This is a genomic window from Paraburkholderia lebeckiae, from assembly GCF_014201005.1.
In the GTDB taxonomy this organism is placed as follows: Bacteria; Pseudomonadota; Gammaproteobacteria; order Burkholderiales; family Burkholderiaceae; genus Paraburkholderia; species Paraburkholderia tuberum.
Genome location: NZ_JACHDK010000005.1, coordinates 143,457 through 167,902, shown reverse-complemented (window position 1 = coordinate 167,902; position 24,446 = coordinate 143,457). Strand labels below are relative to the sequence as shown.

The window sequence follows — 24,446 nt, the reverse complement described above, 5'->3', positions numbered from 1 at the left end:
CTGTCAAAATTATTTTGACAAAGACTGGACGATGGACGTCAACTCGCTGACCCTGCTCGTCGACACCCTCGACGCCGGCAATCTGAGCGAAGCGGCACGCCGGCTCAAGATGAGCCGCGCGAACGTCAGCTATCACCTGAATCAGCTCGAGCGCTCGATCGGCCTGCAATTGGTGCGACGCACCACGCGTCGCGTCGAGCCGACCGAGATCGGTCTGCGGCTCTACGAGCACGGCCGCACGATCCGCAACGCGCTGCTGGCCGCGCGCGAGTCGGTGACGACACTAGGCCAGAGCCTGCAGGGGCGCGTGCGGCTCAGCGTGCCGAGCGGCTATGGCCAGCTCGTGATGTCCGACTGGCTGATCGCGTTCAAGCGGCTGTTTCCGGGGATCGTGCTCGATGTGATGTTCGAGAACCGCGTCGAGGATCTGATGCGCGACGAGATCGACATCGCGGTGCGCGTGATGTCGGAGCCGCCGCAAAACCTCGTCGCGCGGGACATGGGGCCAGTCCGGTACGTGGCCTGCGCATCCGCCGAATTCGCGCGGACACACGGCCTGCCCGCGACGCTCGACGACCTGCGCACCGCGCCGCTGATTACCGCGGCCGTGATCGGCAAGCAGTTGCGGCTCGCCGCGTATCTGCGCGACGAGCGTCATGAAGTCCTGCTCGAACCGACGATTATTTCGGAAAACTTTCTATTTTTGCGCCAGGCGGTGCTGGCCGGTCTCGGTGTCGGACTCGTGCCCGACTACGTGGTGCAGGACGATCTGAAGCTCGGCGCCGTGCTGACCGCGCTCGATGCCTGGCGGCTCAGCATCTTCGGCACGCACATGTACATGCTGTACATGCCGAACCGGCATCACACGCGCGCGGCGGCGACGTTCATCGACTTCGTGCTGGAGCAGGCGCAGGGCTCGGACAGGGGCGGCGCGAACTGAAGCTGCGAACTCAGGCGCCGAGTCTGCGCGCGATGGCCGTCGTGACCATCGGCACGCCGACGCGCAGCAGCTTGCGCACACCTTCGTCGCTACCGACTTTGCCCACCGCGTTGTCGATCATCGCCTGCATCACGCTCGCCGGATAAAACTCGCGAAACAGCGCGTTGGCGCCGGTTTGCTCGAACACATGGTGCAGGAACGACCCAACGGGGGGGCCGATGCGCTTGAACAGGCCCATCTTGACCACCCGGTTGTTCCACAGATGCAGCGTGTACGCATTGGAACAGAGCGCCGCGCACTCGTCGAAATAGCGCGGCAGGAATACCTTGTAGTAATCGTTGAAGTGCACCGGATAGAACAGGCTTTCGGGAAGACCGGCCTTCACGCCGTAGACGGCGGTCAACAGACGCGGGCCCGTGTCGCCCCACTTCAGTGCCGTGCCTTTCATCGCTTCGACCCGTTCGATGGCCTCGTGCAAGCGCGGCTGATTCGGATCGAGCCTCAGAATCGCATTACAGATGCTCGACTGGGATTCCCGGCCGATCAGATCGCCCTTGGCGTTGAGATCGAAATCGCGTAGCAGCAGCATGTCGGTATCGACCCATATCTCATCGGTCTTCGTGAACATCACGAAGCGGAAATAGTCGGTGAAATGCTGCATCGACGGCACGCCGTGAATCGGGAAGTCGTTCAGCGAGTCGCGCGGCAGTATCGTGGTCGCGTCCTTCGCGATCACGCCGGGCGGCAGAGCGTCGATCGGCTCGTAGCTATAGAGCGCGACCTCGCTGCCATACAGCGTGAACGAATTCAGACAGGCGATCTCGTAGGGAGAAAGTTCCGGGCCATGCCAGAACGATGCAAATCTTGCCTTGCGCATATGTCATCCAGGTAGCGATCGTGCGGCGCAACATGCGCGCCGAACCTGTGTAACGATCCTAGACGGGCACGGCACAGGTCAGATGTAAAGGGCTTGAATCGCACAGGAGTTGTCGCAAAACGTTGAGTTCAGCGCATCGAGTCGGCGATTATGAGCGGGACTATGTCGTATCTGGCGAATTCAGTTGCGCACGGCAATGCATCAACTGAGTGCGCAAGGTCGTGGGCTAGACTGCGGAACACCGGCCATGCGCGCAGAGGCAGCAAGCGAAGGACCATGCATCATGCCATGCAGCGACAACGGCGATATCCAGGAGACACGATGAACCTCGACGGCGAGACTTACGATTCGCTCACGGCCCGATTCGCGTGGCGCATTCCACCGCGCTACAACATCGGCGTCGACACATGCGACAAGTGGGCCGATGGCTCGGGGCGTCTTGCACTGATCTATGAAGACGCCGACGGCCGCGCGACCCGCTATACGTTCGACGAACTGAAAGCCCTGTCCGACCGCGTCGCCAATGCGCTGCTCGCGGCGGGCGCAGGGCGCGGCGAGCGCATCGGCATCTTCCTGTCGCAGTCGATCGAAACGGCCGTCGCGCATCTCGCGGCCTACAAGGCCGGCATGGTCGCGGTGCCGCTGTTCGCGCTGTTCGGCGTGGACGCGATCGAGCATCGGCTCGGCGACAGCGCTGCGGTCGCGCTGATCACCGATCACGCCGGCGTGCAAAAGATCGACGAAATTCGCGGCGCGCTGCCCGAGTTGCGACACGTGTTCAGTGTCGATATCGAGCGGGATGACGAAGCATCGGATGCGCCCGTGCGGTCGTTCTGGCAGGCGTTGAATAGCGCTTGCGCTGAGTTCACGCCGGTCGATACCGCCGCGGACGATCCGGCGATCATCATCTATACGTCGGGCACGACCGGAAAACCGAAGGGCGCGTTGCACGGGCATCGCGTGTTGCTCGGGCATCTGCCCGGCGTGGAGATGTCGCAGCAGGGCTTTCCCGCGCGCGCGACGCTGATGTGGACGCCCGCTGACTGGGCGTGGATCGGCGGGCTGTTCGACGTGCTGCTGCCATCGTGGCATCACGGCGTCGCGGTGCTGGCGCGCCGTTTTGCGAAATTCGACGGCCACGCCGCATTCGATCTGCTCGCGCGTCACGCGGTCTCCCATGCGTTTCTACCGCCGACCGCGCTGAAGATGATGCGCGGTGTCGAGCGGCCCGCTCATTTGCGTCTCGCGTTGCAATCGGTCGCGAGCGGCGGCGAATCGCTGGGCGAGGAACTGATCGGCTGGGGGCGCGACGCGCTCGGCGTGACGATCAACGAGTTCTACGGGCAGACCGAGTGCAACGTCGTGGTGTCGTCGTGCGCGGCGCTGTTCGAGCCGCGCTTCGGCGCGATCGGGCGCGCGGTGCCGGGGCACCATGTCGCGATCGTCGATGCCGCCGGCCACGAACTGCCGCCCGGCGCGATCGGCGAAATCGCGGTGGCGGCGCCCGATCCGGTGATGTTTCTCGGCTACTGGCGCAACGTTGCGGCCACCAACGACAAATTCCGCGGCAGGTTTCTGCTGACCGGCGATCTCGGCACGCGCGACGCGGACGGCTTCATTCGCTTCGTCGGCCGTGGCGACGACGTGATCACGAGCGCGGGTTACCGGATTGGGCCGGCATCGATCGAGGATTCGCTGCTGCGTCATCCGGCCGTCGCGATGGCGGCCGTGGTCGGCGCCCCCGATCGCGAGCGCACCGAAATCGTGATGGCGTTCGTCGTGCTGAAAGCGGGTTTCGTCGGCGACGATGCGCTCGTGCGCGAGATCCAGCAGCACGTGAAGACGCGTCTGGCCGCGCACGAATACCCGCGCGAGATTCGCTTCGTCGAAAGCCTGCCGATGACGGCCACCGGCAAGGTGATCCGCAAGACGCTGCGCGAGGCGGTGACGCACGGCCCGGACGCGATTTCACCGGCGAAAAACTGAGTCTGCTACGATGACCAACCCACGATGGGAATCACAGCGGAGAGATTGGATGCGCCCCGAGAGTGCAATGCGTTTCGACCAGGAGTTCGCGCCGCGCATTGCCGAGGCGATCGCCGCGTGTATCGCAAAGACCGTGCACACCGACGTGTTGCCGCATGGCGAACAGGGTCAGCCCACCCGCGTGCGGATTCACGCCACGCCGCTCGATGAGCTCGGTCATTACCCGCATCCGTTGAACCTGTATCTGACCTGGGACAGCGACGAAATAGAAAGGCTGATGGGCGAGCAGGGCGCGACGCGTTTCGCCAGATATCTGGCCGCGCTGCCGCGCAAGCTCAATGCGTGGACCCAGGCGCGCGAACTCGATTTCTCCACGCACACGCAGGGTGAGCCGGTTACGTTGATCGGCGGGCTCGATTTCGAATCGTAGACGCGCGCGCGCGTTTGCGGGTTCGCGTTCGAGAGCCGGATAAAAAACGGCCGCTGTGCTCGAAGAGCCAGCGGCCGTTGCTTTTACAGCGTTGGGTTACAGCGACGCTCAGCCGCCCAGCGCCGGATCGCTCGTGCTGTTGTTTCCCGTCTCGACATGACCGGCGATGCGGCGCGCGAACGTCGGGTCCGTATCGACGGTGATCGTGAGATCGTACCAGCCGTATGCTTTGCGCAGATCGAGGTACAGATTGTCGGTGTCGCCGCCGCGTACCGAATGCTTGATCACATGACTCGCGTCGTACGCGTTGACGATCGTGAACTGGCAACGCGCGCTGCCGACGTTCTCGAGCCGCAGTTGCAGATTGCCGTTCGCGACATCGTAGCCTTCGGCGACGGCCGGCCGTGCGGTGTCCGAACCCTTCCACCAGTTCCGTGCGACCACCTTGCCCGCGAAGCGGCGCAGGAAGCCGTTCGGCCCGTGCACGCTGAAGTCGTAGCTGCCGTCGGCGTTGAGCAGCAGCGCGTCCTGCAGATGCTTGCCCGCTTCGACGGTATAGCTGCGCGGCGCGTCGGCGCTATTGGCCGCGTACACGAGGCACACCGCGCCCGCGCGGCCCGTGTTGACGAAGCGCATCGTCAGCTTGCCGTTCGAGCCTTCGTCGACGCGCACGAACAGTTCGTACGGCAACGCGCGCGCCGGGCGCACGCCCGCTTCCTGCTTCGGCACCGTCTGCACCGTCGGCGGTTGCGGCACGTAGTCCGGGTGACGGTTCTGGTCGGGCGGCACGTAGCCGCTCGTGCCCGGCAGCGACGGCACCGACGCGTTCGGATTCGCGAAGTCGAACGCGGAGGTCAGATCGCCACACACCGCGCGACGCCACGGCGTGATGTTCGATTCGCCGAGATTGTGCTGCTGGCCGAAGCGTTTTTCGATGAAGCGGATCACCGACGTATGGTCGAACACTTCCGAGCACACGTAGCCGCCTTTGGACCACGGCGAGACTACCAGCATCGGCACGCGCGGTCCGAGCCCGTAGGGCCCGGCGACGTTCTTCGGATCGCCCGCATAGATTTCGTGCGTGATATCGACGGTCGACAGACCGTTCGCGCTCGACGCGGCCGCGAACGGTGCCGCGATGTGATCGAAGAAGCCGTCGTTTTCGTCGTAATTGATCAGCAGCACGGTCTTGCTCCACACGTCCGGGTTCGACGTGAGGATCTGCAGCACCTGATCGATGTACCACGCGCCGTAGTTGGTCGGCCAGTTCGGATGCTCGCTGTATGCTTCGGGCGCGACGATCCACGACACCTGCGGCAGCGTGCCGTTCTGCACGTCGCGCTTCAGAATGTCGAAGTAGCCGTCGCCGTTGGCCGCGTTGGTGCCGGTCCGCGCGTTGTCGTATAGCGGGTTGCCCGGCTGCGCGGTGCGGTACTGATTGAAATACAGCAGCGAGTTGTCGCCGTAGTTGCCGATGTACGCGTTCTGCGTCCAGCCCCACGAGCCGTTCGCGTCGAGCCCGGTGCCGATGTCCTGATAGATCTTCCACGAGATACCCGCGTTCTGCAGCACTTCGGGGTAGGTCGACCAGCCGTAGCCGAGTTCCGAATTGTCGATTACCGGACCGCCGCCGCTGCTGTCGTTGCCGACCCAGCCACTCCACATGTAGTAGCGATTCGGATCGGTCGGGCCCATCAGCGAGCAGTGGTAGGCGTCGCAGATCGTGAATGCGTCGGCGAGCTGATAGTGGAACGGGATGTCGTCGCGCGTCAGGTAGGCCATCGTGGTCGCGCCTTTCGACGGTACCCACTGATCGTTGCGGCCGCCGTTCCATGCGGCGTGCGTGGAGCCCCAGTCGTGCGCGAGATCCTGCAGGAATTGCAGGCCGAGGTTCGGCGCGCCCGGATGGAACGGCAGCACGTAGCTGGCACCGCTGGCATCGGCGGTCTGCGGCTGATACCACACCGGCTGGCCGTTCGCGAGGTTGATCGCGCGCGTGTCGCCGAAGCCGCGCACGCCTTTGAGCGTGCCGAAGTAGTGGTCGAACGAACGGTTCTCCTGCATCAGCACGACGATGTGCTCGACGTCGCGGATCGTGCCGGTCCGGTTGTTGGCCGGAATCGCGAGCGCATTGCGGATGCCCGGCGGCAGCATGCTCAATGCGGTGAAGGAACCGGCGGCTTGCGCGGCCGAGCGCAGAAAATCACGACGATTGTTTGAAGTCATGGTTGGGGCGGTGGTGGCTTTGATCTTCGGTGGAGGAAAAGGCACGGGAACGACGAATTGCGGTACTGAAACGGCGATGCTGCGTCGGACGTGCGAAGGCGGGCTAGCCGCCGCGCGCGGCGCGATTCTCAATCGACGGTATGAATGACGGGGCTGGCCAGCGGCGGCGAGATGGCGGACAGCGCCGTGCCGGCTTCGGATGCGGGTGCCGCCGGTGTCTGTATCGTCAGCGTCGGCGGCGCGGAGTCCGGCGGCGGCGGGGCGATCGATGGGTCGCCGGGGTTAGCGGCGGAATGCTCGGTTGAACTGATGGTATTCGTGTTGGCGGGCGGGGCGTCGTCGCTGCACGCTCCCGCTAGCGCGCACAGCGTGATCACCGCGATGGCGCCCGTCAAACGTTTGCGACGGGGCGCACGAATCGGCTTCGACACGAAGGGCATGGCACTGTCTCCGGACGGGGAAGGGATGCCTCGCCATCGAGGTGCCGAGGTCAGCGATGCAGCAGCATAATCGCCGATCCGTGTAATTTTTATGAAGTATCGGTAACAGACGGACGCCGCCTATCGTTGTGCGCGCACGAATGCCGCGATGGCGTCGTCGAGCGCGGCGGGCGCGTCGCGATGCGGCGAGTGTCCGCATGCGTCGAGCTTCACGAGTTGCGCGTGCGGCACGCGCGCGGCGATCGTGTCGATCTGCGCCATCGTGCCGTAGTTGTCGTCGTGGCCCTGGATCGCTAGCAGCGGTCGACGGATCGGCGCGAGCGCCTCGACGATCGACCACCGCCTGAACGCAGGGTCGAGCCAGATATCGTTCCAGCCGTAGAACGCGGAATCGACGTCCGCGTGATAGCGGGTGAGCTTCGCGCGAAGATCGGTGGTTTCGTAAAGCTGCTTCGTTTGGGCGATGCTTTGCACCGAGATGTCTTCGACGAATACGTGCGGCGCGATCACGACCGCGCCCGCGAGCGCATCGGGGTACAGCGCCGCATACAGCAGCGCGATCGAGCCGCCGTCGCTATGACCGATCACCCACATGCGTTGGCGTTGGCGCAGGTCGATATCGAGCGCGTCGAGCAGGGTGGGGAGGATGTCGCGCGCCTGTGCGGTCATGAAATCGACCGGCCATTTGTCGTCAGGCACACGTGCTGTCGAGAGTCCGTAGCCTGGCCGCGAATAGACGAGCCCGCGCATGCCGAGTCGCGCGCACAACGTCTGCGGCCAGTCGCGCCACATCGCGATCGAGCCGAGACCTTCGTGCAGGAATACCGCGATCGGCGAATCGTCCTGCTGAGCATTCGCCTGCTCGTTGACCCAGCGGTACTCGATGCGCAGCGATCCATGCGACGCGCTCGCCGGCAGTTCGGCAAAGCAACTGGCGGCACTCGCGGAGGACGTGGCAGGGGCGGTACCTCGGTTCTGCATCAATGAATCACCTATGACTGTTCGCGTAGCTTGAAGCGTTGAATCTTGCCGGTGGCGGTCTTCGGCAGATCGTCGGTGAACACGATATCGCGCGGGTACTTGTGCGGCGCGAGCCGTTCCTTGACGAAGGTCTTCAGTTCCTCGGCGAGCAGGTCGGACGGCATGAAGTCGCGCTTGAGCACGACGAACGCGCGCGTTTTCACGAGCCCGCCATGATCGACGCCGACCACCGCCGCTTCGAGCACCGCCGGATGCGCGACGAGCACCATCTCGACCTCGACCGGCGACACATATTGGCCGCTCACCTTCAGCATGTCGTCGCTGCGGCCCGCGTAAACATAGCAGCCGTTCGTGAGACGCCGATATTTGTCGCCGCTTCTGATCCATTCGCCGAGAAACGTCGCGCGCGTTTTCTCGCGATTGCTCCAGTACATCAGCGCCGCGCTCGGCCCCTTGATGAACAGATCGCCGACTTCGCCATCGGGCACCGGCCGCCCGGCCTCGTCGCGCAACTCGACTTCGTAGCCCGGCACGGGGCGCCCGGTCGTGCCGTATTCGACTTCGCCAGCGCGATTCGACAGGAAGATATGCAGCATTTCCGTCGAGCCGATGCCATCGAGAATCTCGGCGCCGAAATGCGCGGTGAAGCGTTCGCCGACGTCGCGTGGCAACGCCTCGCCGGCCGACGCACACACGCGGATCGCGACGTCGGCGCGCGCGGGCAGGTTGAGCGACACCAGCATGTTCGCGTACAAGGTCGGCACGCCGTAGAACACGGTCGGGCGATGCTGGACGAGGCGCGCGAAAATCGCGTCGGCGGTCGGGCGCTCGGCCATCAGGATCGCGGTCGCGCCGACCGACAGCGGAAACGTCAGCGCGTTGCCGAGCCCATATGCAAAGAACAGTTTCGCCGCCGAAAACACCACGTCGCTCTCGACGATGCCGAGCACTGGCTTCGCATACAGCTCGGCGGTCCAGTACAGATTCGCGTGCGTATGGACGGTGCCTTTCGGCTTGCCGGTCGAGCCCGACGAATAGAGCCAGAACGCGATGTCGTCCGCGTTGCTTGCACAGCCTTTGACGGCAGGTAGCGCTGTGTCGACCAGCGTTTCGAAGCGGGGCGCCGCGAGCGGCGCTTCGGTGGAGGCGTGAGTCTGGGAGACGATCGGTTGGCAGCCGTCGTCGATGCTGCGCAGCGCCTCCGTCACGTTAGGTAGCAACGGTTCCGATACGATCACCGCTCGCGCGTGGCTGTGCGTCAGCATGTACGTATAGTCGGCGGCGCTCAGCAAGGTGTTCGCGACGACCGGCACGATGCCGGCGTAAAGCGCGCCGAGAAATGCGACCGGCAGCGATACGGTGTCGAGCATCACGAGCAGCACGCGTTCCTCGGGATGCACGCCGAGCGCACGCAGTGCGCTGGCGCAACGCCGCGCGCGCTGTTCGAGTTCGCCGTAGGTCATCGTGCCGTAGTCGTCGATATAGGCGACTTTGCTCGCGCGCGCTTCGTTCAACTGGAACAGATGCCTCGCGAAGTTGAACAGTGGGGGCGGCGGCGCAACCGGCTCGCGCGCGCTAGTTTCCAGCAGGGCTTCCATATGTCTCCTCCATCCGTGGACACGGTCCGGCTCTTGTGTGATCGTGATCCGCTCGCGGCTCACGCGCGCGTGAATTCGATCGCCCCTTGCGGCAGCAGATACAGCACCAGCGCCTGGCCGTTCGCGACGGTCGGACGATGCGCCGAGCCGGGGCCGTACACGCACCAGCCGGCCGGATGTCCGTCGAACGTCGCGCCGTCGGTGAGGGGCATGATGAGATCGATCTCGCCGTGCGGATGGGCGTGGTGCGGACCGGCAATGTCCTGCATGTCGACGACGTCGACGGAAAAGCCGTGCGTGTCGGGGAGCGCCTTGAAGATGCGGCCGTAGCGGATGCCGCCGGCCTCGCGGTTGCACAGCCAGCCTTCGGCGACGCCGCTGCGGCATGCGTTCGCGAGTTCGTGAAAGGTGGGACTGCCGGCAGGCCAGGTGTCGTTCAGCCAGTCCGCGAGCGCGGCGTCGAGCGGCCGCCCGGCGAGTTGCGCAGTGACGCCTGCGATCAGACGCTGGAATTCCTGTGGGGACATGCGAGCCTCCAGAAGCGCGCTCACGCAGGCCGGATGTCCGGAAGGCCGGCCGCCGGATCGCCGGCCGCCGGAACTTTGGTGCATGCGTATTGCGGCGCCGTCTCCGTGACGCGGCCGGAATGCCAAGGCGGCGCGCGACTGTGTTTGTGATTGGATCAGCTTTTGGCGAAAATTAAACCGTTCACCGGGTGCATGTCAAGCACTATAGTACATGTATCGTAATCACGAGGTCGCAAAACATGAATCAAAAGTACCCTCCCGCACCGTTGGACGAAACCGACGACGCGGCCCGCGCCGAACGCACCGAGCCCGCGGGTCAACGCACGGCCGAACGTGGCGGCGAGCGCGAAGAACGCGATCCGTTCCTGACCGCGATGGGCGAGCGTGTGCGTTTGCTGCGCGCGCGCCGCGGCATGACACGCAAGACGCTGGCGGCCGAAACCGGTTTGTCGGAGCGCCATCTCGCGAACCTCGAATCGGGCGTCGGCAATGCGTCGGTGCTGGTGCTGCGGCAGCTCGCGGCCACGCTGAACTGCCCGCTCGCCGAAGTGATCGGCGACGAAACCACCGCGTCGGCCGAATGGCTGCTGATCCGCGAGCTGCTGCAGGGGCGCGACCAGGCGGCACTGCAGCGCGCGCGCATCGCGCTCGCCGAGATGTTCGCGCAGGCGCCGCGCGATCCGCACCGCAGAGACCGCATCGCGCTGATCGGCCTGCGCGGCGCGGGTAAGTCGACGCTCGGGCGCATGCTCGCGCAGGAGCGCAAGGTGCCGTTCATCGAGCTCACGCGGGTGATCGAACAGCTCGCGGGCTGTCCGCCGTCGGAGATCCATTCGCTGTACGGCGCGAGCGCGTATCGACGCTACGAGCATCGCGCGCTCGAGGCGGTGATCCACGAGCATCCGCGCGCGGTGATCGCGTCGCCGGGTGGGCTCGTGTCGGAATCGGGCACGTTCAACATGCTGCTGTCGCACTGCTTCACGGTGTGGTTGCAGGCGACGCCCGAGGAACATATGCGCCGCGTCGTCGCGCAAGGCGATCTGCGGCCGATGTCCGGCAACCGCGAGGCGATGGACGACCTGAAGCGCATCCTCGCCGGGCGCGCCGAGCTGTACGGGCGCGCTGACATGACGTTCGACACCAGCGAAAAGACGCTCGCCGATGCGTACCTGCAGTTGCGCGACCGTCTCGCCGCGCGTCTCGCGGCGGAAGCCCCCGACGAGGCCCGCGTGAACTGACCGATCGTGGGCGCCAGGGTTTCCCCGTAAAAATGCACTAAAGTGCTTTACGCTGGTATGACGATGCACTATTGTTCAAAAAACAGTTTGCATCGTCCAGTCAGGAGACGCCCCATGTCCACAGTACCCACTGCCGTCGCTCAGGCCGCGCCGGTCGACTATCGCACCGACCCGTCGCAGTACAGGCATTGGAAGCTCAGTTTCAATGGTCCAGTCGCGACGCTCGGCATCGACATCGCCGAGGACGGCGGCATTCGCGACGGCTACAAGCTGAAGCTCAATTCGTATGATCTCGGCGTCGATATCGAGCTGCACGACGCGATTCAGCGCATTCGCTTCGAGCATCCGGAAGTCCGCACGGTGGTGGTGACGAGCCTGAAGGACCGGGTGTTCTGCTCGGGCGCGAATATCTTCATGCTGGGGCTGTCGTCGCACGCGTGGAAGGTCAACTTCTGCAAGTTCACGAACGAAACGCGCAACGGGCTCGAAGATTCGTCGCGCCATTCGGGTCTCAAGTTTCTCGCCGCGGTGAACGGCGCGTGCGCGGGCGGCGGTTATGAGCTCGCGCTCGCCTGCGATGAAATCTATCTGATCGACGATCGTTCCTCTTCGGTGTCGCTGCCGGAAGTGCCGCTGCTCGGTGTGCTGCCCGGCACCGGCGGACTCACGCGCGTGACCGATAAGCGCAAGGTGCGCCACGATCGCGCGGATATCTTCTGCACGGTGGTGGAGGGCGTGCGCGGCGAACGCGCGAAGGCATGGCGCCTCGTCGACGAAGTCGTGAAGCCGAATCAGTTCGAGCAGGCCATTCAGGCGCGCGCGCTCGAACTCGGCGCGCACAGCGATCGTCCGGCCGATGGGCACGGCGTCGCGCTCACGCGCATCGAACGCACGGATCGCCAAGCTGGCCTCAGCTATCAGACGGTCGACGTCACGATCGATCGCGCGAAACGTATGGCGACCTTCACCGCGCGCGCGCCGCGCACCGAGCAACCGACCGACCTCGCCGCGATCGTCGCGGCGGGCGCCAACTGGTGGCCGCTGCAATTCGCCCGCGAACTCGACGACGCGATCCTCTCGATGCGCACCAACGCGCTCGACATCGGCACCTGGGTGTTCAAGACCGAAGGCGACGCGCGACACCTGCTCGCAGTCGACGCGACGCTACTGCAGCACAAGGATCACTGGTTCGTGCGCGAAACGATCGGCATGCTGCGCCGCACGCTCGCGCGCCTCGACGTGTCGTCGCGCTCCATCTTCACGCTGATCGAGCCGGGTTCATGCTTCGCCGGCACGTTCGCGGAACTCGCGTTCGCCGCCGATCGCACCTACATGGCCGCGCTGCCCGACAACGAGGACGAGGAGCCGGCGATCACGCTGTCGGACGTCAATTTCGGCCTGTATCCGATGGTCACGCATCAGTCGCGGCTCGCGCGGCGCTTCTACGAGGAAGCCGAGCCGCTCGACGCGGCGCGCGCGCTGATCGGCCAGCCGGTCAAGGCGCTCGACGCGGAGCGCCTCGGTCTCGTCACCGCGTCGCCGGACGACATCGATTGGGGTGACGAAATCCGCATCGCGCTCGAAGAACGCGCGGCAATGTCGCCCGATGCCTTGACCGGCCTCGAAGCGAATCTGCGCTTCAATGGGCCGGAGACGATGGAGACGCGCATTTTCGGCCGTCTCACCGCCTGGCAGAACTGGATCTTCAACCGGCCGAACGCAGTGGGCGAGAAGGGTGCGCTCAAGGTGTACGGCAAGGGCAGCAAGGCGCAATTCGATGTGTCGCGCGTGTGAGATGCGCCGCGCTCACTCCGACTGAACGACGCCGCCTGCCGATACGCGCCTCTCGCCACTGCAGCTTCCGAACAGGGAATTGACCCAGGGAACCGACCATGTCCTCGATCAACTACAGCGAAAAGATTCCGAACAACGTCAACCTTGCCGACGACCGCGCGCTGCAACGCGCGCTCGAACAATGGCAGCCGAACTTTCTGTCATGGTGGGGCGACATGGGCCCGGAAGGCTCGCACGGGTACGACGTGTATCTGCGCACCGCGGTCAGCGTCGATGCGGGCGGCTGGGCGCACTTCGACTACGTGAAGATGCCCGAGTACCGCTGGGGCATTTTCCTTACGCCGGGCGAGCAGGATCGCAAGATCCGCTTCGGCGAACACAAGGGGGAAGCCGCGTGGCAGGACGTGCCCGGCGAGCATCGCGCGAACCTGCGCCGCATCATCGTCACGCAGGGCGATACGGAACCGGCCTCGGTCGAGCAGCAGCGTCACCTCGGTCTGACCGCGCCGTCGCTGTACGATCTTCGCAACCTGTTCCAGGTCAACGTCGAGGAAGGCCGCCATCTGTGGGCGATGGTGTATCTGCTGCATCGCTACTTCGGCCGCGACGGTCGTGAGGAAGCCGAAGCCTTGCTCGACCGTCGCTCGGGCGACGAGGACAACCCGCGCATTCTCGGCGCGTTCAACGAGAAAACGCCGGACTGGCTCGCGTTCTATATGTTCACCTACTTCACCGACCGCGACGGCAAGTTCCAGTTGTCGGCGCTCGCGGAGTCGGGCTTCGATCCGCTCGCGCGCACGACGAAGTTCATGCTGACCGAGGAAGCGCATCATATGTTCGTCGGCGAATCGGGCGTGTCGCGCGTGATCCAGCGTACCGCGCAGGTGATGAACGAACTCGGTACCGACGACGTCGCGAAGATCCGCGCGGCCGGCGTGATCGATCTGCCGACCATCCAGCGCTATCTGAACTTCCATTACTCGGTCACGATCGACCTGTTCGGCGCTGATCATTCGTCGAACGCGGCGACGTTCTATAGCTCGGGCCTGAAGGGCCGCTACGAGGAAGGCAAGCGCGACGACGATCATCGCCTGAACGAGCATGCTTACAAGCTGCTCGACGTGCAGGACGGCAAGCTCGTCGAGCGCGAAGTGCCGATGCTCAACGCGATGAACGAAGTGCTGCGCGACGATTACATCAAGGACTCGATTGCGGGCGTTGGGCGCTGGAACAAGGTGCTCGAGAAGGCCGGCATCGACTTTCGCATGACGGTGCCGCACAAGGCGTTCAACCGGCAGATCGGCACGTTCGCGGGCACGCGGGTGTCGCCGGACGGCCGCGTGCTCAGCGAAGCCGAATGGGCCGCCAACGAAGCGAACTGGCTCGCCACGCCGGAAGATCGCGCGTTCGTCGCTTCGCTGATGGGCCGCGTCGCCGAGCCGGGCAAGTTCGCGAACTGGATCGCGCCGCCCGCGATGGGCGTGAACCGTCAGCCAGTCGATTTCGAATACGTGCGCTTCAACTGAAGCAGGCGAAGCACGAAAGGCGCGCTACGCGCTCGCCGTATCCAGGTGGAGGAAGTCATGAACGGCCCAGTATCGGTCGAAGTTCTGCGGCAGCATCTGATCGATCCGGAGATCTGCATTCGCTGCAATACCTGCGAAGAGACCTGTCCGGTCGATGCGATCACGCACGACGCCAACAACTACGTCGTGAAGGCCGACGTCTGCAACGGCTGCATGGCCTGCGTGCCGCCGTGCCCGACCGGCGCGATCGACAACTGGCGCACGGTGCTGAAGACCGACGCGTATCCGATCGACGAGCAGTTTACGTGGGACGTGTTGCCGGAGCAGAACACGATGGCGGTGCCGGCTGAAGAAGCGAGGGCCGCTTCCGCTTCGGGCGACAGCTCCGCCGAAGCGGACGGCTTCGAAGTCGATACCGTGCGCGGCGCTGTCGTGCCACCGTGGTCTGCCGCGAAGCCGTACGTGAATCTCTACACGCACAAGGCGCCGACCACCGCGACCGTGGTCGGCAACTACCGGCTCACCGACAGCGCGACGTCGAGCGACATCCATCACATCGTGCTCGATTTCGGCTCGATGCCGTTTCCGGTGCTCGAAGGCCAGTCGATCGGCATTCTGCCGCCGGGAGCTGCTGCCGACGGCCGCGTGCATCACGCGCGCCAGTACTCGATCGCGAGTCCGCGCGATGGCGAGCGGCCCGGCTATAACAACGTGTCGTTGACGGTGAAGCGGGTGTCGCAGCAGCACGGCGACGCGATCGACGGCGTGTGCTCGAACTATCTGTGCGATCTGAAGAAGGGCGACGTGGTCAACGTGATCGGTCCGTTCGGCAGCGCCTTCCTGATGCCGAATCATCCGAACTCGCATCTGCTGATGATCTGCACGGGCACCGGTTCCGCGCCGATGCGCGCGATGACCGAGTACCGCCGCCGCAAGCGCCTCAAAGGCGCGACCGGCAAGCTGATGCTGTTCTTCGGCGCGCGCACGAAGGAGGAACTGCCGTACTTTGGACCGCTGACGAATCTGCCGAAGGATTTCATCGACACCACGCTCGCGTTTTCGCGCACGCCGGGACATGCGAAGCGCTACGTGCAGGACGCAATGCGCGAACGTTCGGCCGACGTCGCGAACCTGCTGAAGGACGACAACACCTATATCTACGTGTGCGGCCTCAAGGGCATGGAGGACGGTGTGCTGCAGGCGCTCAAGGATATCGGCGAGCAGCATCAGCTCGATTGGGAAGCGTTGTGGGCGAAGCTGAAGCGGGAAGGGCGGCTGCATCTGGAGACGTACTGAGCGGCGCGCCGACACGCCAACCCACACCGAAAGCTCCGCGAAAAGGCTCCGCAAAGGCTCGTGAAAGCATGAGCGCTTGCGGGGCCTTTTTGTCTGCGCCATATGCCTGACGGAACAGTGCCGCGGCTGACCTGTGCGGATCGACGCACCGCGCGCGAAGCGCTTTTAAAATCGCGGACGGTTTGCTACAGTCGGCCGCACGCCGGCACTCCCCGCCAAACGCGGCAGTCCGCCACTTGCGCAGCCACTCAGACGGAGCCGTCCGATGAAGCCGATTCGTTCACTTGCGATGATTGCGCTGTTGCAGGCAGCACTCGCGCATCCGGCTAGTGCCGACGATCTCGCGCGGATCAAGGCATCGGGCGTGTTCCGGATCGGCACCGAAGGTACGTACGCTCCGTTCACCTACCACGACGACGCGGGCAAGCTGACCGGCTTCGACGTCGAGCTTGGGAGCGCGATCGCGCGGCGTCTCGGCGTCAAGCCGCGATTCATCGAAGGCAAATGGGAAGGACTGATCGCCGGTCTCGACGTCAATCGCTACGACGCGGTGATCAACGAGGTCGCGATCACCGACGAGCGCAAGCTCAAATACGATTACTCGGACCCGTACATCACGTCGCACGCGGTGCTGATCGTCGCATCGGACAACACGACGATCAGGTCTTTCGATGATCTGAAGGGCCGCAAATCGGCCAATACGCTGACCAGCAACGTCGGCAGGATCGCGGCCGCGCACGGCGCGCAGGTGATTCCGGCGCAGGGCTTCGACGAATCGATCGATCTGCTCGTCGCGGGCCGCGTCGATGCGACCATCAACGATTCATTGTCGTTTCTCGACTACAGGAAGCGCGAGCCCGGCGCGAGGATCAAGGTCGTCGCGGTCGATACGTCGCCCGATAGCAGCGACAAGTCGGCCGTACTGATCCGCAAGGGCAATCCGAAGCTGCGCCTGGCGATCGACGACGCGCTCGCCGGCATGAGAAAGGACGGTACGTATCAGCGGATTTCGCTGAAGTACTTCGGTCGGGACGTGTTTCATTGACCGTCGGCCGAGGTTGACGCGGATAAATCCACATTAAAAAAAGGAGGGGCGTCGAAACGCCCCTTCTTCGTTGTCGTCAGCCCGTCGAACCAGCGGCGTGCCGCACGTTCAACGCGGCAGACGCTGGCCTCACACCGTCGCGTCGCTCAGTGCGGCGTCGAAGAAGCGCTCCTGGGCATCCGTGTTCACGCGTGCATACGAGCGGTTCACGCCGCTGATCACCGCGCGGATCGACGCGGTGATCAGGTTCGCATCGACACCGACGCCGAACGCGCTGCCGGCCACATCGGCGCCGGCCATTTCCGCGATCGCGATCGCGCGTGCATCGGCGCCCTGCGTGAGCGCGCGTTCCTCGTAGTGCTGGATGCGCACGGGCACGTCGAAGGCGTGCATCAGCGCGTCGAGCGGGCCGTTGCCGGCGCCGCTCAGCACGCGCGGCGTGCCGTTGATTTCGACGTTGAGTTTGATGTGCTCGCGGCCGTCATGCTCGGACAGGCTGTGGCTGATATAGCGGACCGGCTCCGCCGTGCGCACGTATTCCTGCTGGAACAGTTCCCAGATCTGCGCGGGCGTGACTTCCTGGCCGCTCTGGTCGGTGAAGCGCTGCACGGCCGAGCTGAAGTCGACCTGCAGGCGGCGCGGCAACACGACGCCGTAGCTCTGCTCGAGCAGATACGCGATGCCGCCCTTGCCCGACTGGCTGTTCACGCGAATCACGGAGTCGTAGGTGCGGCCGAGGTCGCTCGGATCGATCGGCATGTACGGCACTTCCCAGATCGCGTCCGGCTTCTGCGCGGCGAAGCCTTTCTTGATCGCGTCCTGGTGCGAGCCCGAGAACGCGGTGAAGACGAGATCGCCGACATACGGGTGACGCGGATGCACCGGCAACTGCGTGCATTCCTCGGCCGTGCGCGCGACTTCGTTGATGTTCGAGAAATCGAGCTCGGGGTCGACGCCCTGCGTGTACAGGTTCAACGCGAGCGTGACGAGGTCGACGTTGCCGGTGCGCTCGCCGTTGCCGAACAGACAACCTTCGACGCGATCCGCACCCGCCATCACCGCGAGCTCCGCGGCCGCGACGGCGGTGCCGCGGTCGTTATGCGGGTGGACGGAGACGATCAGCGAGTCGCGACGCGCGAGATTGCGGTGCATCCATTCGATCTGGTCGGCGTAGACGTTCGGCGTGGCCATTTCGACGGTGGCCGGCAGATTGACGATCGCCTTGTGCTCGGGCGTCGGTTGCCAGATGTCGAACACCGCGTCGCAGACTTCCTTCGCGAATTCGAGCTCGGTGCCGCTGAATACTTCCGGGCTGTATTGCAGCGTGAAGTGCGTGTCCGATTGCGCGTCGGCGAGGCGCTTCATCGTGCGCGCGGCCTTCTGCGCGAGTTCGATCACGCCGCTCTTTTCGAGGCCGAACACGATCTTGCGGAATTCCGGCGCGGTCGCGTTGTACAGATGGACGATCGCGCGCGGGGCGCCGCGCAACGATTCGAAGGTGCGCTCGATCAGATCGTCGCGTGCCTGCGTGAGCACTTCGATCGTCACGTCGTCGGGAATATGGCCGCCCTCGATCAGCTCGCGCACGAAGTTGAAGTCGGTCTGCGACGCCGACGGAAACGCGACTTCGATTTCCTTGAAGCCGATCTGCACCAGCGTCTTGAACATGCGCATCTTGCGCTCGGCGTTCATCGGCTCGAACAGCGCCTGGTTGCCGTCGCGCAAATCGGTGCTCATCCAGATCGGCGCGCGCGTGATGGTGCGCGACGGCCACTGGCGATCCGTCAAATTGATCGGCTTGAACGAACGGTACTTGGTAGCAGGGTTTTTCAACATTTTCATCATCCGGGGGAGAGACCGTGGAATGGGTGTCGACCGGACGACGAAAACGCGATACTGGGCCGCCGGTCGAAAACCGGGGCTGGGTCAGTTACTGGGGATTCAAGCGATGCTTCGGTGTATCAGAGAGAAGCGGACGCGCGCAGCAGCAGACCTAGCCCGGTAGAGCGGGCTAGTAGTAGCGATAGGGTGGTCTGGGCGCGGTACATAGTGCGCAATGGGAACATATTATTGAGAAAGCGTCAAGGGCCGAGGTAGAGTGGGCCGCGGCCTGCTCGGCTGCAGAAGGGAGCGAGCGGCCGCTCGCAGGGAAGGTGCCGTGGGACGCTCGCGCGGCACTCGATTCATGGGTGAGCTCACGAGTCGTCGTCAATTCACAGAGGAGGAGGTGAACATGAAAAGGGTAGCGAAGATATCCGGCCTCGCGAGGATCTGCGCGTGGGCGGCGTTGGCATGTGGGTTCGTCGGGCAGGCCGGCGCGCAGGGGCTCGGCGCGCAGAACGACATGAACGCGCCGCAGAACAGTACGCGTCTGATGCCGCAGGCGGCGCGCGGCAGCGAGTATCCGACGCATGGCAACCAGCAGGCGGGCGAGCTGAATCTGAATCCGACCGATCCGCGTGCGCAACTGGTCAACGGCTTGCCGAACAACGCGAGCGCGGGCGGCTATGGCGCGCCGCTGGCGGGCGTGCGTACGTACGTGCAACCGCCCCAGCCGGCGAATTGAGACTGGCGAAGCAGGATCGGCAGACGAAGACTACGACGCAGAAGGCGGCAAGCTGAAGCCGTTGCGCGCCGCGCAGTCTTCGTCGACCCCCGTTGATCACGCGCCGGACAAAAGTCGCAACGTATCGCCGTTCACGATCACCGATACGCCTATCGCGAGCAGGATCAGCGGCAGCAGCGCCGAGCCGTATCGTCGGATCGGCGCGCCGAGCAACGGGTGGTCGACTAGCCATGCCGCGCCCGCGCACCAGAGCCCGATCATCACGACGAACACGAGCGAAACCAGCGCGTTCTCGGCGTGCGTACGACTCGCGTACAGCGGCACGTAGACGGCGAGGTTGTCCGAGCCGTTGGCGATGGCGACGCTCGCGACGGTCCAGCTCGATGAGCCGCGAACGGATGGCAGAGCTCTTGCGCGGCTGTCCTCGCTATCTTCGCTGGCGTTGCGCCGCGCGTGGCCGGGACCGAAGCGCTGCCATGCCTTGTGCAGGCCCACGACGATCGGCAGTAAGCCGAGCAGGCCCACATAACCGGCCGGCAGGCGCGTGAGAAAGGCCGCGAGCACGAGCGCCGCGGCGACGAGGATCAAAGAGCCCGCGTACTGTCCCGCGACCACACGGCGCCGCTCCACGCCCGCTTCGGTCAGAAAGCCGAGCAGCACGAACAGGTTGTCGATATTGGTCGCGGCGTAGGCGACGCTCGCGAGCAGGACGAGGCTGAGCATGAAGAAGCCGGGATCGTTACCGGGGGCAGAGTCGTTTTGAATTCGCCGCGCCTGTGGGCAACCGGCTGCCGGCCGCGTCACCGAGGGCCCGGCCGCTCAACACGATGCCGATGCGCCGCGTCAAGGTCAAGCGGCAGGCGGCCGCGAAGCCGGGCGACGGGGTCGTAAGCTACAATGATCGAGGCCTGGAACAACGGAACATCGATGAATATTCGCCTTCTCTCTATCGCCTGTGTCGCGAGCGCCGTGGCGCTGCTGGCGGCCTGCACGAGCGTTACCCGCAACTCGAGCGCATGCGAACAATTGATGCGCAGCAAGCTGGCCGAGGCGTCGTCGGGGATGTCGTCGGATACGCTGCGGATCACGCATCGCGGGGCCGCGATTCGCGGCTCGCGCGTCGTGGTGGAGGGGACGATTGAGCATCGGGTAAGCGCGTCCGAGGTGGCGGTCTCCGCGCCGCTCGCAGCATCGGCATCGCAAGCGGCGACGGACGTCAACGTCGCCGCGAAGCCGACCGAGCCGAAGAGGGTCAGCACGCCGGCCGCCGCCGAGTGCACGTTCCACGGCGAAGAGCTGGACGTCTTCCGCTGGCTCGCGCCGGCAAAGCTGGCCGCGCCGGCCGCGCAACCCGCCAGCGCGGCGGGCTGAGTTCCCGTCCGCGTCCCGCGCCATCGCTGCGCATCCAACCCAATCGATCTCAGAACGCGTAATACGGCCCCTGGCCGGCCGACGTATTGCGCGTCGCAATCGCCGTGTAAATGCGTTTGCCGTAAAAGAACGGCAAGCCCCAGCCGAAGCCCTGACTCGAATTGCCGGCGAGATTGTCGAACGCGTTGTTCGACGACGAGAACAGCGTGCTCGAATTGGCTATGTCGAACGACACCGTGCTCGACACCCCATCGATGCCGGTGATCGACGCGCTCGCCGACTGCGTCGAAGTCGGGCAGTACCAGAGGCCGCACAACGGGAACTGCGTCGAGTGGAAGAACAGACCGTTCGAGCCGCTGTCGAGATAGCTCACCGCATAGGTCTGACCGCCCGAGTTCGTCGTCACGTAGCCGGTCGCCGCGTTCGCCTTCAGGACGTTCGGGCTCGTCAGCGTGTTGTTCGACTGGGTGCCGATGCCGAAGATCAACGAGCCCGACACGCTGGCCGCGCCCGCATCGGCGACGGCCGGCAGGTCGATCACGACGCCGTTGTTGTCGAGCGGGAAGCTGCTGACCGGGTTGGTCACCTGCTGTGCGAGCGGCTGCGCGGTTGCGGTGCAGCCGCTCGTCGTGCAGCTGTAGTACCAGCGCGGCAATGCGGAGTTCGAGCAGCCGTTGCCGCAGTCGACCGGGAACAGGCCCACGCCGAGGATCCCGTTCGAGTGCAGGCTCGACACCGTCAGCAGCGACGCGCCGGAGTTCGCGCAGTCGGTGGGTGCGACGGGCAGCGCACTGTCGGCGATGACCTGGATCGGAATCGATGACGCCTGTTGGCCAGCCATGCGCACGTCCGCGTTGCGGATCGAGCCCCACGCATAACCGCTGCCGAACACCGCGCATTCGGCGCTCACGCCGCCGCCCGCGGCGATGGTCGGCAGCGACAGGGTCGTCGGCAGCGCCGATGCGAGGATGCGCAAGCCGTTCGAGCCGGTGTCGACCTGGATGTCGTCGATCGTCGCGCAGTTGCTGGTGCCAGCCTGGCAGACGGTGACGCTCGTCGTCAGCATGTTGCGCGTATTGCCGGGCGATACGCCGACCGTGACCGGCTGCACGTTGGGCGTGGTCGATTGCGGCACGTTCGCGCTCTGCGTCGTGTTCGACGCGCTCGTGGAACTGGTCGACGAGCTCGGCGCGGTCGCGGACGGCGTCGAGCCCGAGCCGGACGAGCTGGACGAGGAACTGCCGCCTCCGCCGCCGCAGCCGACGAGGGCCGCGCAGACGATCAGAAGCAGGGCATGGAAACGCAAGGCGGATTTCATGGCGTGGCGATCCGTCGGGTGGAACTCAGGCATGAAGGGGGGCGCGAGCGACGCGTGCGGGGCGCACGCGTTACTGGATGTCGTCGGAGGTGACGCCGGCGGGCAAAGCCGCCGGCAGCCATGCGCGGCCGACGTAGCCGCGCATCGGTCCGCCGGACTCGACGATCACGTCGGCGCGCGTGACCCGCGACGAATGCAGATTGCCGCTGCCGGCCGCCGCCGCGGCGCCTGTCTTGTACGAGTCGCCGTATTTGCCGAGTAGCGCGTGCAGATCCGGCATCGTCGGGCCTTGCCACGCGTAGGCGACGATCAGGCCGGTGCTGGTCGCGTATTCGTTGATGGTCGTATTGCCAGCGTCGGTCCACGTGCGCTCGCGCAGTGCGCCATTGAGCAGCGTGCGCGGCGCGCTCGCGCCCGACACCGCCTGGCTCGGCATCGTGCCGCCCAATTCGGCATGCGCGCCGAAGCTCGCGCAGCACGCGACGACCGCGATCGCCGAGGCGATCGCGGATGGATTGAGACAGGACTGGGACATGAGGCCTTCCTCGTTTGGCGCCGGATTTTTTATTGAGATAACTCGATTAACGTAGCACCGGTTTTTTCTGGTCTTTGCACATCGCGGCGGACAGGACCGCGCGCCATGTTTAAAAGCAAGCCGCATGCAGACCGGACGCCCTTATTCGGCGGGCCTCCGGCGAAGACTTGGGAATACTCCCAATGTCAACTCGAAAGTGTTATTGAGTGTTAAATTTACCTCATTAAGAAGGCAAATATCATGACGGGCGCGGACTTTTTTCCCGTGGTCGTTTCGTAGCCGCGGCATGCGGCGATTCGCGGGCAAACCCCAGTTTTTGCACAGGCCTCGCCGGGACCGGTAAAATGTTGGGTTGATCCACGGAAACTTGCCGTGGCGTAGCGGAAGGATTCCCCGAACATGACTGATTTTCGTCTCACCAAGCGGTTTGCAGTAATGCTCATGGCAGGCGGGCTGGTCGCCGGCTGCGGCACCTCGTCGCCGACCAAAATCGACTATAGGAGCGACTCCCGTTCGAAGCAGGTATCGCTTGCCGTACCGCCGAACATGATCGACGAGACGGCCGATCAGCGTTCGCTGCCGCCGCAGGGCGGCGAAACCTCGCTGTCCACGCTGAAACAGGTCCAGGCACAGTCGCCGGCCGGCGACGCGGTCGCGGTCGTGCCGCCCGTCCAGGGCATCCACATCCAGCGCGACGGCACCGAGAGCTGGCTCGTGATCGACAATAAAACGCCCGATCAGGCCTGGCCGCAAATCCGCCGCTTCTGGCAGGAGCAGGGCTTCCTGCTCGTCGTCGACCAGCGCGACAAGGGCGTGATGGAAACCGACTGGAACGAAACCCACGCGCAGATCAACGACGGTTTTATCCGCAACACGCTGTCGAAGGCGATGGGCAACAGCTACGTGAGTTCGGAGCGCAACAAGTTCCGCACGCGTCTCGAAGCGGCGCCGAAGGGCGGCACCTATGTGTTCGTCAGCCAGAAAGGCATGCGGGAGGCGATCACCGGTACGAACAACGAGTCGACCCAGTGGCAACCCAAGCCGAACGACCCGGCGCTCGAGCAGGAATATCTGAAGCGCCTGATGGTCTCGCTGGCGCGGGCCGATTCGGGTAGCAACGCGGGTGGCACGCAGAACGCGGAGCTGTTGCCCGCGGGCACGCAGATCGCGCCGAACGCGGCGACGGCGGGTGCGAAGTCGGCGACGGCCTCCGTTGCCGCGCAGAACGTCGTGCTCGCGGCGCAACCACCTATGCCGGACGCGGATTCGGCCAACAACGCGTCGGCGCAGCTCTCATCGACCGAACTCACGCTCGCCGAGCCGTATGACCGCGCGTGGCTGCGCGTGGGCCTCGCGCTCGATCGCAGCAATTTCACGGTCGACGATCGCGACCTGAGCCGCGGCCTCTATTTCGTGCGCTACGTCGATCCGAAGGATATGTCGTCGGCCGAGCAGGGCTTCTGGAGCCAGGTCTTCCACGGCAAGAAGGAGAAGGTCGCCAGGCAGTATCGCGTGAACGTGCGCGCGGTGACGCCGAACGAGACCCGCGTGGCCGTGGTCGACGACAAGGGTCAACTCGACGAAAGCTCGCAGGCCAAGCAGATCATGAGCCTGATGGCCGACCAGTTGCACTGATACGAGAGCCTCGCGGCCGACGCCGCCGGTTCGACGAGACCGCCCGGAGAAATCCGGGCGGTTTTTTTTGACTATGCATTTGACGCGCGAAGGGCGCGCGCGTGAGCCGATGTAACG

At 64.8% G+C, this 24,446-nt stretch carries 21 protein-coding genes; 11 read left to right on the top strand and 10 right to left on the bottom strand.

Going from position 1 to position 24,446, the window contains the following annotated elements; translation table 11 throughout:
* The first annotated feature begins 31 nt into the window (after positions 1-31).
* Positions 32-940, top strand: coding sequence for a LysR family transcriptional regulator (locus tag HDG39_RS11980; protein ID WP_184006164.1), 909 nt, complete (start codon positions 32-34; stop codon positions 938-940).
* A 10-nt stretch (positions 941-950) separates the two neighbouring features.
* On the opposite strand, the gene HDG39_RS11975 is transcribed toward HDG39_RS11980, so the two are convergent.
* On the bottom strand, positions 951-1,817 hold the full coding sequence (locus HDG39_RS11975) for a hypothetical protein (protein ID WP_184006163.1): 867 nt from the start codon (positions 1,815-1,817) through the stop codon (positions 951-953).
* Positions 1,818-2,138: 321 nt separating this feature from the next.
* Here HDG39_RS11975 and HDG39_RS11970 point away from each other — a divergent pair, with 321 nt between their 5' ends.
* Both HDG39_RS11970 and HDG39_RS11965 read left to right on the top strand, forming a co-directional pair.
* Positions 2,139-3,803: an acyl-CoA synthetase gene (locus tag HDG39_RS11970; RefSeq protein ID WP_184006162.1), complete on the top strand. Its 1,665-nt coding sequence runs from the start codon at positions 2,139-2,141 to the stop codon at positions 3,801-3,803.
* 49 nt (positions 3,804-3,852) lie between these two features.
* Positions 3,853-4,233, top strand: coding sequence for a DUF5594 family protein (locus tag HDG39_RS11965; protein WP_090800962.1), 381 nt, complete (start codon positions 3,853-3,855; stop codon positions 4,231-4,233).
* Positions 4,234-4,341: 108 nt separating this feature from the next.
* Here the strand turns inward: HDG39_RS11965 and HDG39_RS11960 are convergent, their stop codons facing one another.
* From HDG39_RS11960 to HDG39_RS11940, 5 genes are all read right to left on the bottom strand, one after another.
* A complete protein-coding gene (locus HDG39_RS11960) occupies positions 4,342-6,459 on the bottom strand; it encodes a phosphocholine-specific phospholipase C (RefSeq protein WP_184006161.1) in 2,118 nt (705 codons plus the stop codon).
* Positions 6,460-6,587: 128 nt separating this feature from the next.
* Entirely contained in the window at positions 6,588-6,899 is a 312-nt protein-coding gene (locus HDG39_RS11955) for a hypothetical protein (RefSeq protein ID WP_184006159.1), read from the bottom strand.
* A 120-nt stretch (positions 6,900-7,019) separates the two neighbouring features.
* Positions 7,020-7,880 (bottom strand): alpha/beta fold hydrolase, encoded by an 861-nt coding sequence (locus tag HDG39_RS11950; protein WP_184006157.1) that lies wholly within the window; start codon positions 7,878-7,880, stop codon positions 7,020-7,022.
* 11 nt (positions 7,881-7,891) lie between these two features.
* Positions 7,892-9,478: a benzoate-CoA ligase family protein gene (locus HDG39_RS11945; protein WP_184006155.1), complete on the bottom strand. Its 1,587-nt coding sequence runs from the start codon at positions 9,476-9,478 to the stop codon at positions 7,892-7,894.
* A 59-nt stretch (positions 9,479-9,537) separates the two neighbouring features.
* On the bottom strand, positions 9,538-10,005 hold the full coding sequence (locus HDG39_RS11940; RefSeq protein ID WP_184006153.1) for a DUF4863 family protein: 468 nt from the start codon (positions 10,003-10,005) through the stop codon (positions 9,538-9,540).
* 239 nt (positions 10,006-10,244) lie between these two features.
* Between HDG39_RS11940 and HDG39_RS11935 the strand changes: the two genes are divergently transcribed.
* From HDG39_RS11935 to HDG39_RS11915, 5 genes are all read left to right on the top strand, one after another.
* A complete protein-coding gene (locus HDG39_RS11935) occupies positions 10,245-11,243 on the top strand; it encodes a helix-turn-helix transcriptional regulator (RefSeq protein WP_184006151.1) in 999 nt (332 codons plus the stop codon).
* Between the two features lie 114 nt (positions 11,244-11,357).
* Entirely contained in the window at positions 11,358-13,037 is a 1,680-nt protein-coding gene (gene boxC / locus HDG39_RS11930; RefSeq protein ID WP_184006149.1) for a 2,3-epoxybenzoyl-CoA dihydrolase, read from the top strand.
* Between the two features lie 98 nt (positions 13,038-13,135).
* Positions 13,136-14,563 (top strand): benzoyl-CoA 2,3-epoxidase subunit BoxB, encoded by a 1,428-nt coding sequence (gene boxB, locus HDG39_RS11925; protein WP_184006147.1) that lies wholly within the window; start codon positions 13,136-13,138, stop codon positions 14,561-14,563.
* 57 nt (positions 14,564-14,620) lie between these two features.
* Complete coding sequence (gene boxA / locus HDG39_RS11920; protein WP_184006145.1) at positions 14,621-15,859, top strand: benzoyl-CoA 2,3-epoxidase subunit BoxA; 1,239 nt, start codon at positions 14,621-14,623, stop codon at positions 15,857-15,859.
* A 265-nt stretch (positions 15,860-16,124) separates the two neighbouring features.
* On the top strand, positions 16,125-16,904 hold the full coding sequence (locus tag HDG39_RS11915; protein ID WP_184006143.1) for an amino acid ABC transporter substrate-binding protein: 780 nt from the start codon (positions 16,125-16,127) through the stop codon (positions 16,902-16,904).
* A 129-nt stretch (positions 16,905-17,033) separates the two neighbouring features.
* Here HDG39_RS11915 and leuA read toward each other — a convergent pair whose 3' ends face one another.
* Positions 17,034-18,740, bottom strand: coding sequence for a 2-isopropylmalate synthase (gene leuA, locus HDG39_RS11910; RefSeq protein WP_018421128.1), 1,707 nt, complete (start codon positions 18,738-18,740; stop codon positions 17,034-17,036).
* Positions 18,741-19,137: 397 nt separating this feature from the next.
* Between leuA and HDG39_RS11905 the strand changes: the two genes are divergently transcribed.
* Positions 19,138-19,470 carry a hypothetical protein gene (locus tag HDG39_RS11905; protein WP_184006141.1) on the top strand — a complete coding sequence of 111 codons (333 nt, stop codon included), beginning with the start codon at positions 19,138-19,140 and terminating at the stop codon, positions 19,468-19,470.
* 96 nt (positions 19,471-19,566) lie between these two features.
* Here the strand turns inward: HDG39_RS11905 and HDG39_RS11900 are convergent, their stop codons facing one another.
* Positions 19,567-20,193, bottom strand: coding sequence for a cadmium resistance transporter (locus HDG39_RS11900; RefSeq protein ID WP_184006139.1), 627 nt, complete (start codon positions 20,191-20,193; stop codon positions 19,567-19,569).
* Between the two features lie 204 nt (positions 20,194-20,397).
* Here HDG39_RS11900 and HDG39_RS11895 point away from each other — a divergent pair, with 204 nt between their 5' ends.
* Positions 20,398-20,841 (top strand): hypothetical protein, encoded by a 444-nt coding sequence (locus HDG39_RS11895; protein ID WP_184006339.1) that lies wholly within the window; start codon positions 20,398-20,400, stop codon positions 20,839-20,841.
* 49 nt (positions 20,842-20,890) lie between these two features.
* Here HDG39_RS11895 and HDG39_RS11890 read toward each other — a convergent pair whose 3' ends face one another.
* A complete protein-coding gene (locus tag HDG39_RS11890) occupies positions 20,891-22,159 on the bottom strand; it encodes a DUF3443 domain-containing protein (protein ID WP_184006137.1) in 1,269 nt (422 codons plus the stop codon).
* Positions 22,160-22,229: 70 nt separating this feature from the next.
* Positions 22,230-22,694, bottom strand: coding sequence for a DUF2844 domain-containing protein (locus HDG39_RS11885; protein WP_018421123.1), 465 nt, complete (start codon positions 22,692-22,694; stop codon positions 22,230-22,232).
* Between the two features lie 399 nt (positions 22,695-23,093).
* On the opposite strand from HDG39_RS11885, the gene bamC reads away from it, so the two are divergent.
* Positions 23,094-24,329, top strand: a complete 1,236-nt coding sequence (gene bamC, locus HDG39_RS11880; protein ID WP_184006135.1) for an NlpB/DapX family lipoprotein — start codon at positions 23,094-23,096, stop codon at positions 24,327-24,329.
* The last annotated feature ends 117 nt before the right edge of the window (positions 24,330-24,446 follow it).

Bases quoted from the DNA above. Each gene is read 5' to 3' on its own strand.
- HDG39_RS11980 (WP_184006164.1), top strand. From the start codon at position 32: ATGGACGTCAACTCGCTGACCCTGCTCGTCGACACCCTCGACGCCGGC.
- HDG39_RS11975 (WP_184006163.1), bottom strand. From the start codon at position 1,817: ATGCGCAAGGCAAGATTTGCATCGTTCTGGCATGGCCCGGAACTTTCT.
- HDG39_RS11970 (WP_184006162.1), top strand. From the start codon at position 2,139: ATGAACCTCGACGGCGAGACTTACGATTCGCTCACGGCCCGATTCGCG.
- HDG39_RS11965 (WP_090800962.1), top strand. From the start codon at position 3,853: ATGCGCCCCGAGAGTGCAATGCGTTTCGACCAGGAGTTCGCGCCGCGC.
- HDG39_RS11960 (WP_184006161.1), bottom strand. From the start codon at position 6,459: ATGACTTCAAACAATCGTCGTGATTTTCTGCGCTCGGCCGCGCAAGCC.
- HDG39_RS11955 (WP_184006159.1), bottom strand. From the start codon at position 6,899: ATGCCCTTCGTGTCGAAGCCGATTCGTGCGCCCCGTCGCAAACGTTTG.
- HDG39_RS11950 (WP_184006157.1), bottom strand. From the start codon at position 7,880: ATGCAGAACCGAGGTACCGCCCCTGCCACGTCCTCCGCGAGTGCCGCC.
- HDG39_RS11945 (WP_184006155.1), bottom strand. From the start codon at position 9,478: ATGGAAGCCCTGCTGGAAACTAGCGCGCGCGAGCCGGTTGCGCCGCCG.
- HDG39_RS11940 (WP_184006153.1), bottom strand. From the start codon at position 10,005: ATGTCCCCACAGGAATTCCAGCGTCTGATCGCAGGCGTCACTGCGCAA.
- HDG39_RS11935 (WP_184006151.1), top strand. From the start codon at position 10,245: ATGAATCAAAAGTACCCTCCCGCACCGTTGGACGAAACCGACGACGCG.
- boxC (WP_184006149.1), top strand. From the start codon at position 11,358: ATGTCCACAGTACCCACTGCCGTCGCTCAGGCCGCGCCGGTCGACTAT.
- boxB (WP_184006147.1), top strand. From the start codon at position 13,136: ATGTCCTCGATCAACTACAGCGAAAAGATTCCGAACAACGTCAACCTT.
- boxA (WP_184006145.1), top strand. From the start codon at position 14,621: ATGAACGGCCCAGTATCGGTCGAAGTTCTGCGGCAGCATCTGATCGAT.
- HDG39_RS11915 (WP_184006143.1), top strand. From the start codon at position 16,125: ATGAAGCCGATTCGTTCACTTGCGATGATTGCGCTGTTGCAGGCAGCA.
- leuA (WP_018421128.1), bottom strand. From the start codon at position 18,740: ATGTTGAAAAACCCTGCTACCAAGTACCGTTCGTTCAAGCCGATCAAT.
- HDG39_RS11905 (WP_184006141.1), top strand. From the start codon at position 19,138: ATGAAAAGGGTAGCGAAGATATCCGGCCTCGCGAGGATCTGCGCGTGG.
- HDG39_RS11900 (WP_184006139.1), bottom strand. From the start codon at position 20,193: ATGCTCAGCCTCGTCCTGCTCGCGAGCGTCGCCTACGCCGCGACCAAT.
- HDG39_RS11895 (WP_184006339.1), top strand. From the start codon at position 20,398: ATGAATATTCGCCTTCTCTCTATCGCCTGTGTCGCGAGCGCCGTGGCG.
- HDG39_RS11890 (WP_184006137.1), bottom strand. From the start codon at position 22,159: ATGAAATCCGCCTTGCGTTTCCATGCCCTGCTTCTGATCGTCTGCGCG.
- HDG39_RS11885 (WP_018421123.1), bottom strand. From the start codon at position 22,694: ATGTCCCAGTCCTGTCTCAATCCATCCGCGATCGCCTCGGCGATCGCG.
- bamC (WP_184006135.1), top strand. From the start codon at position 23,094: ATGACTGATTTTCGTCTCACCAAGCGGTTTGCAGTAATGCTCATGGCA.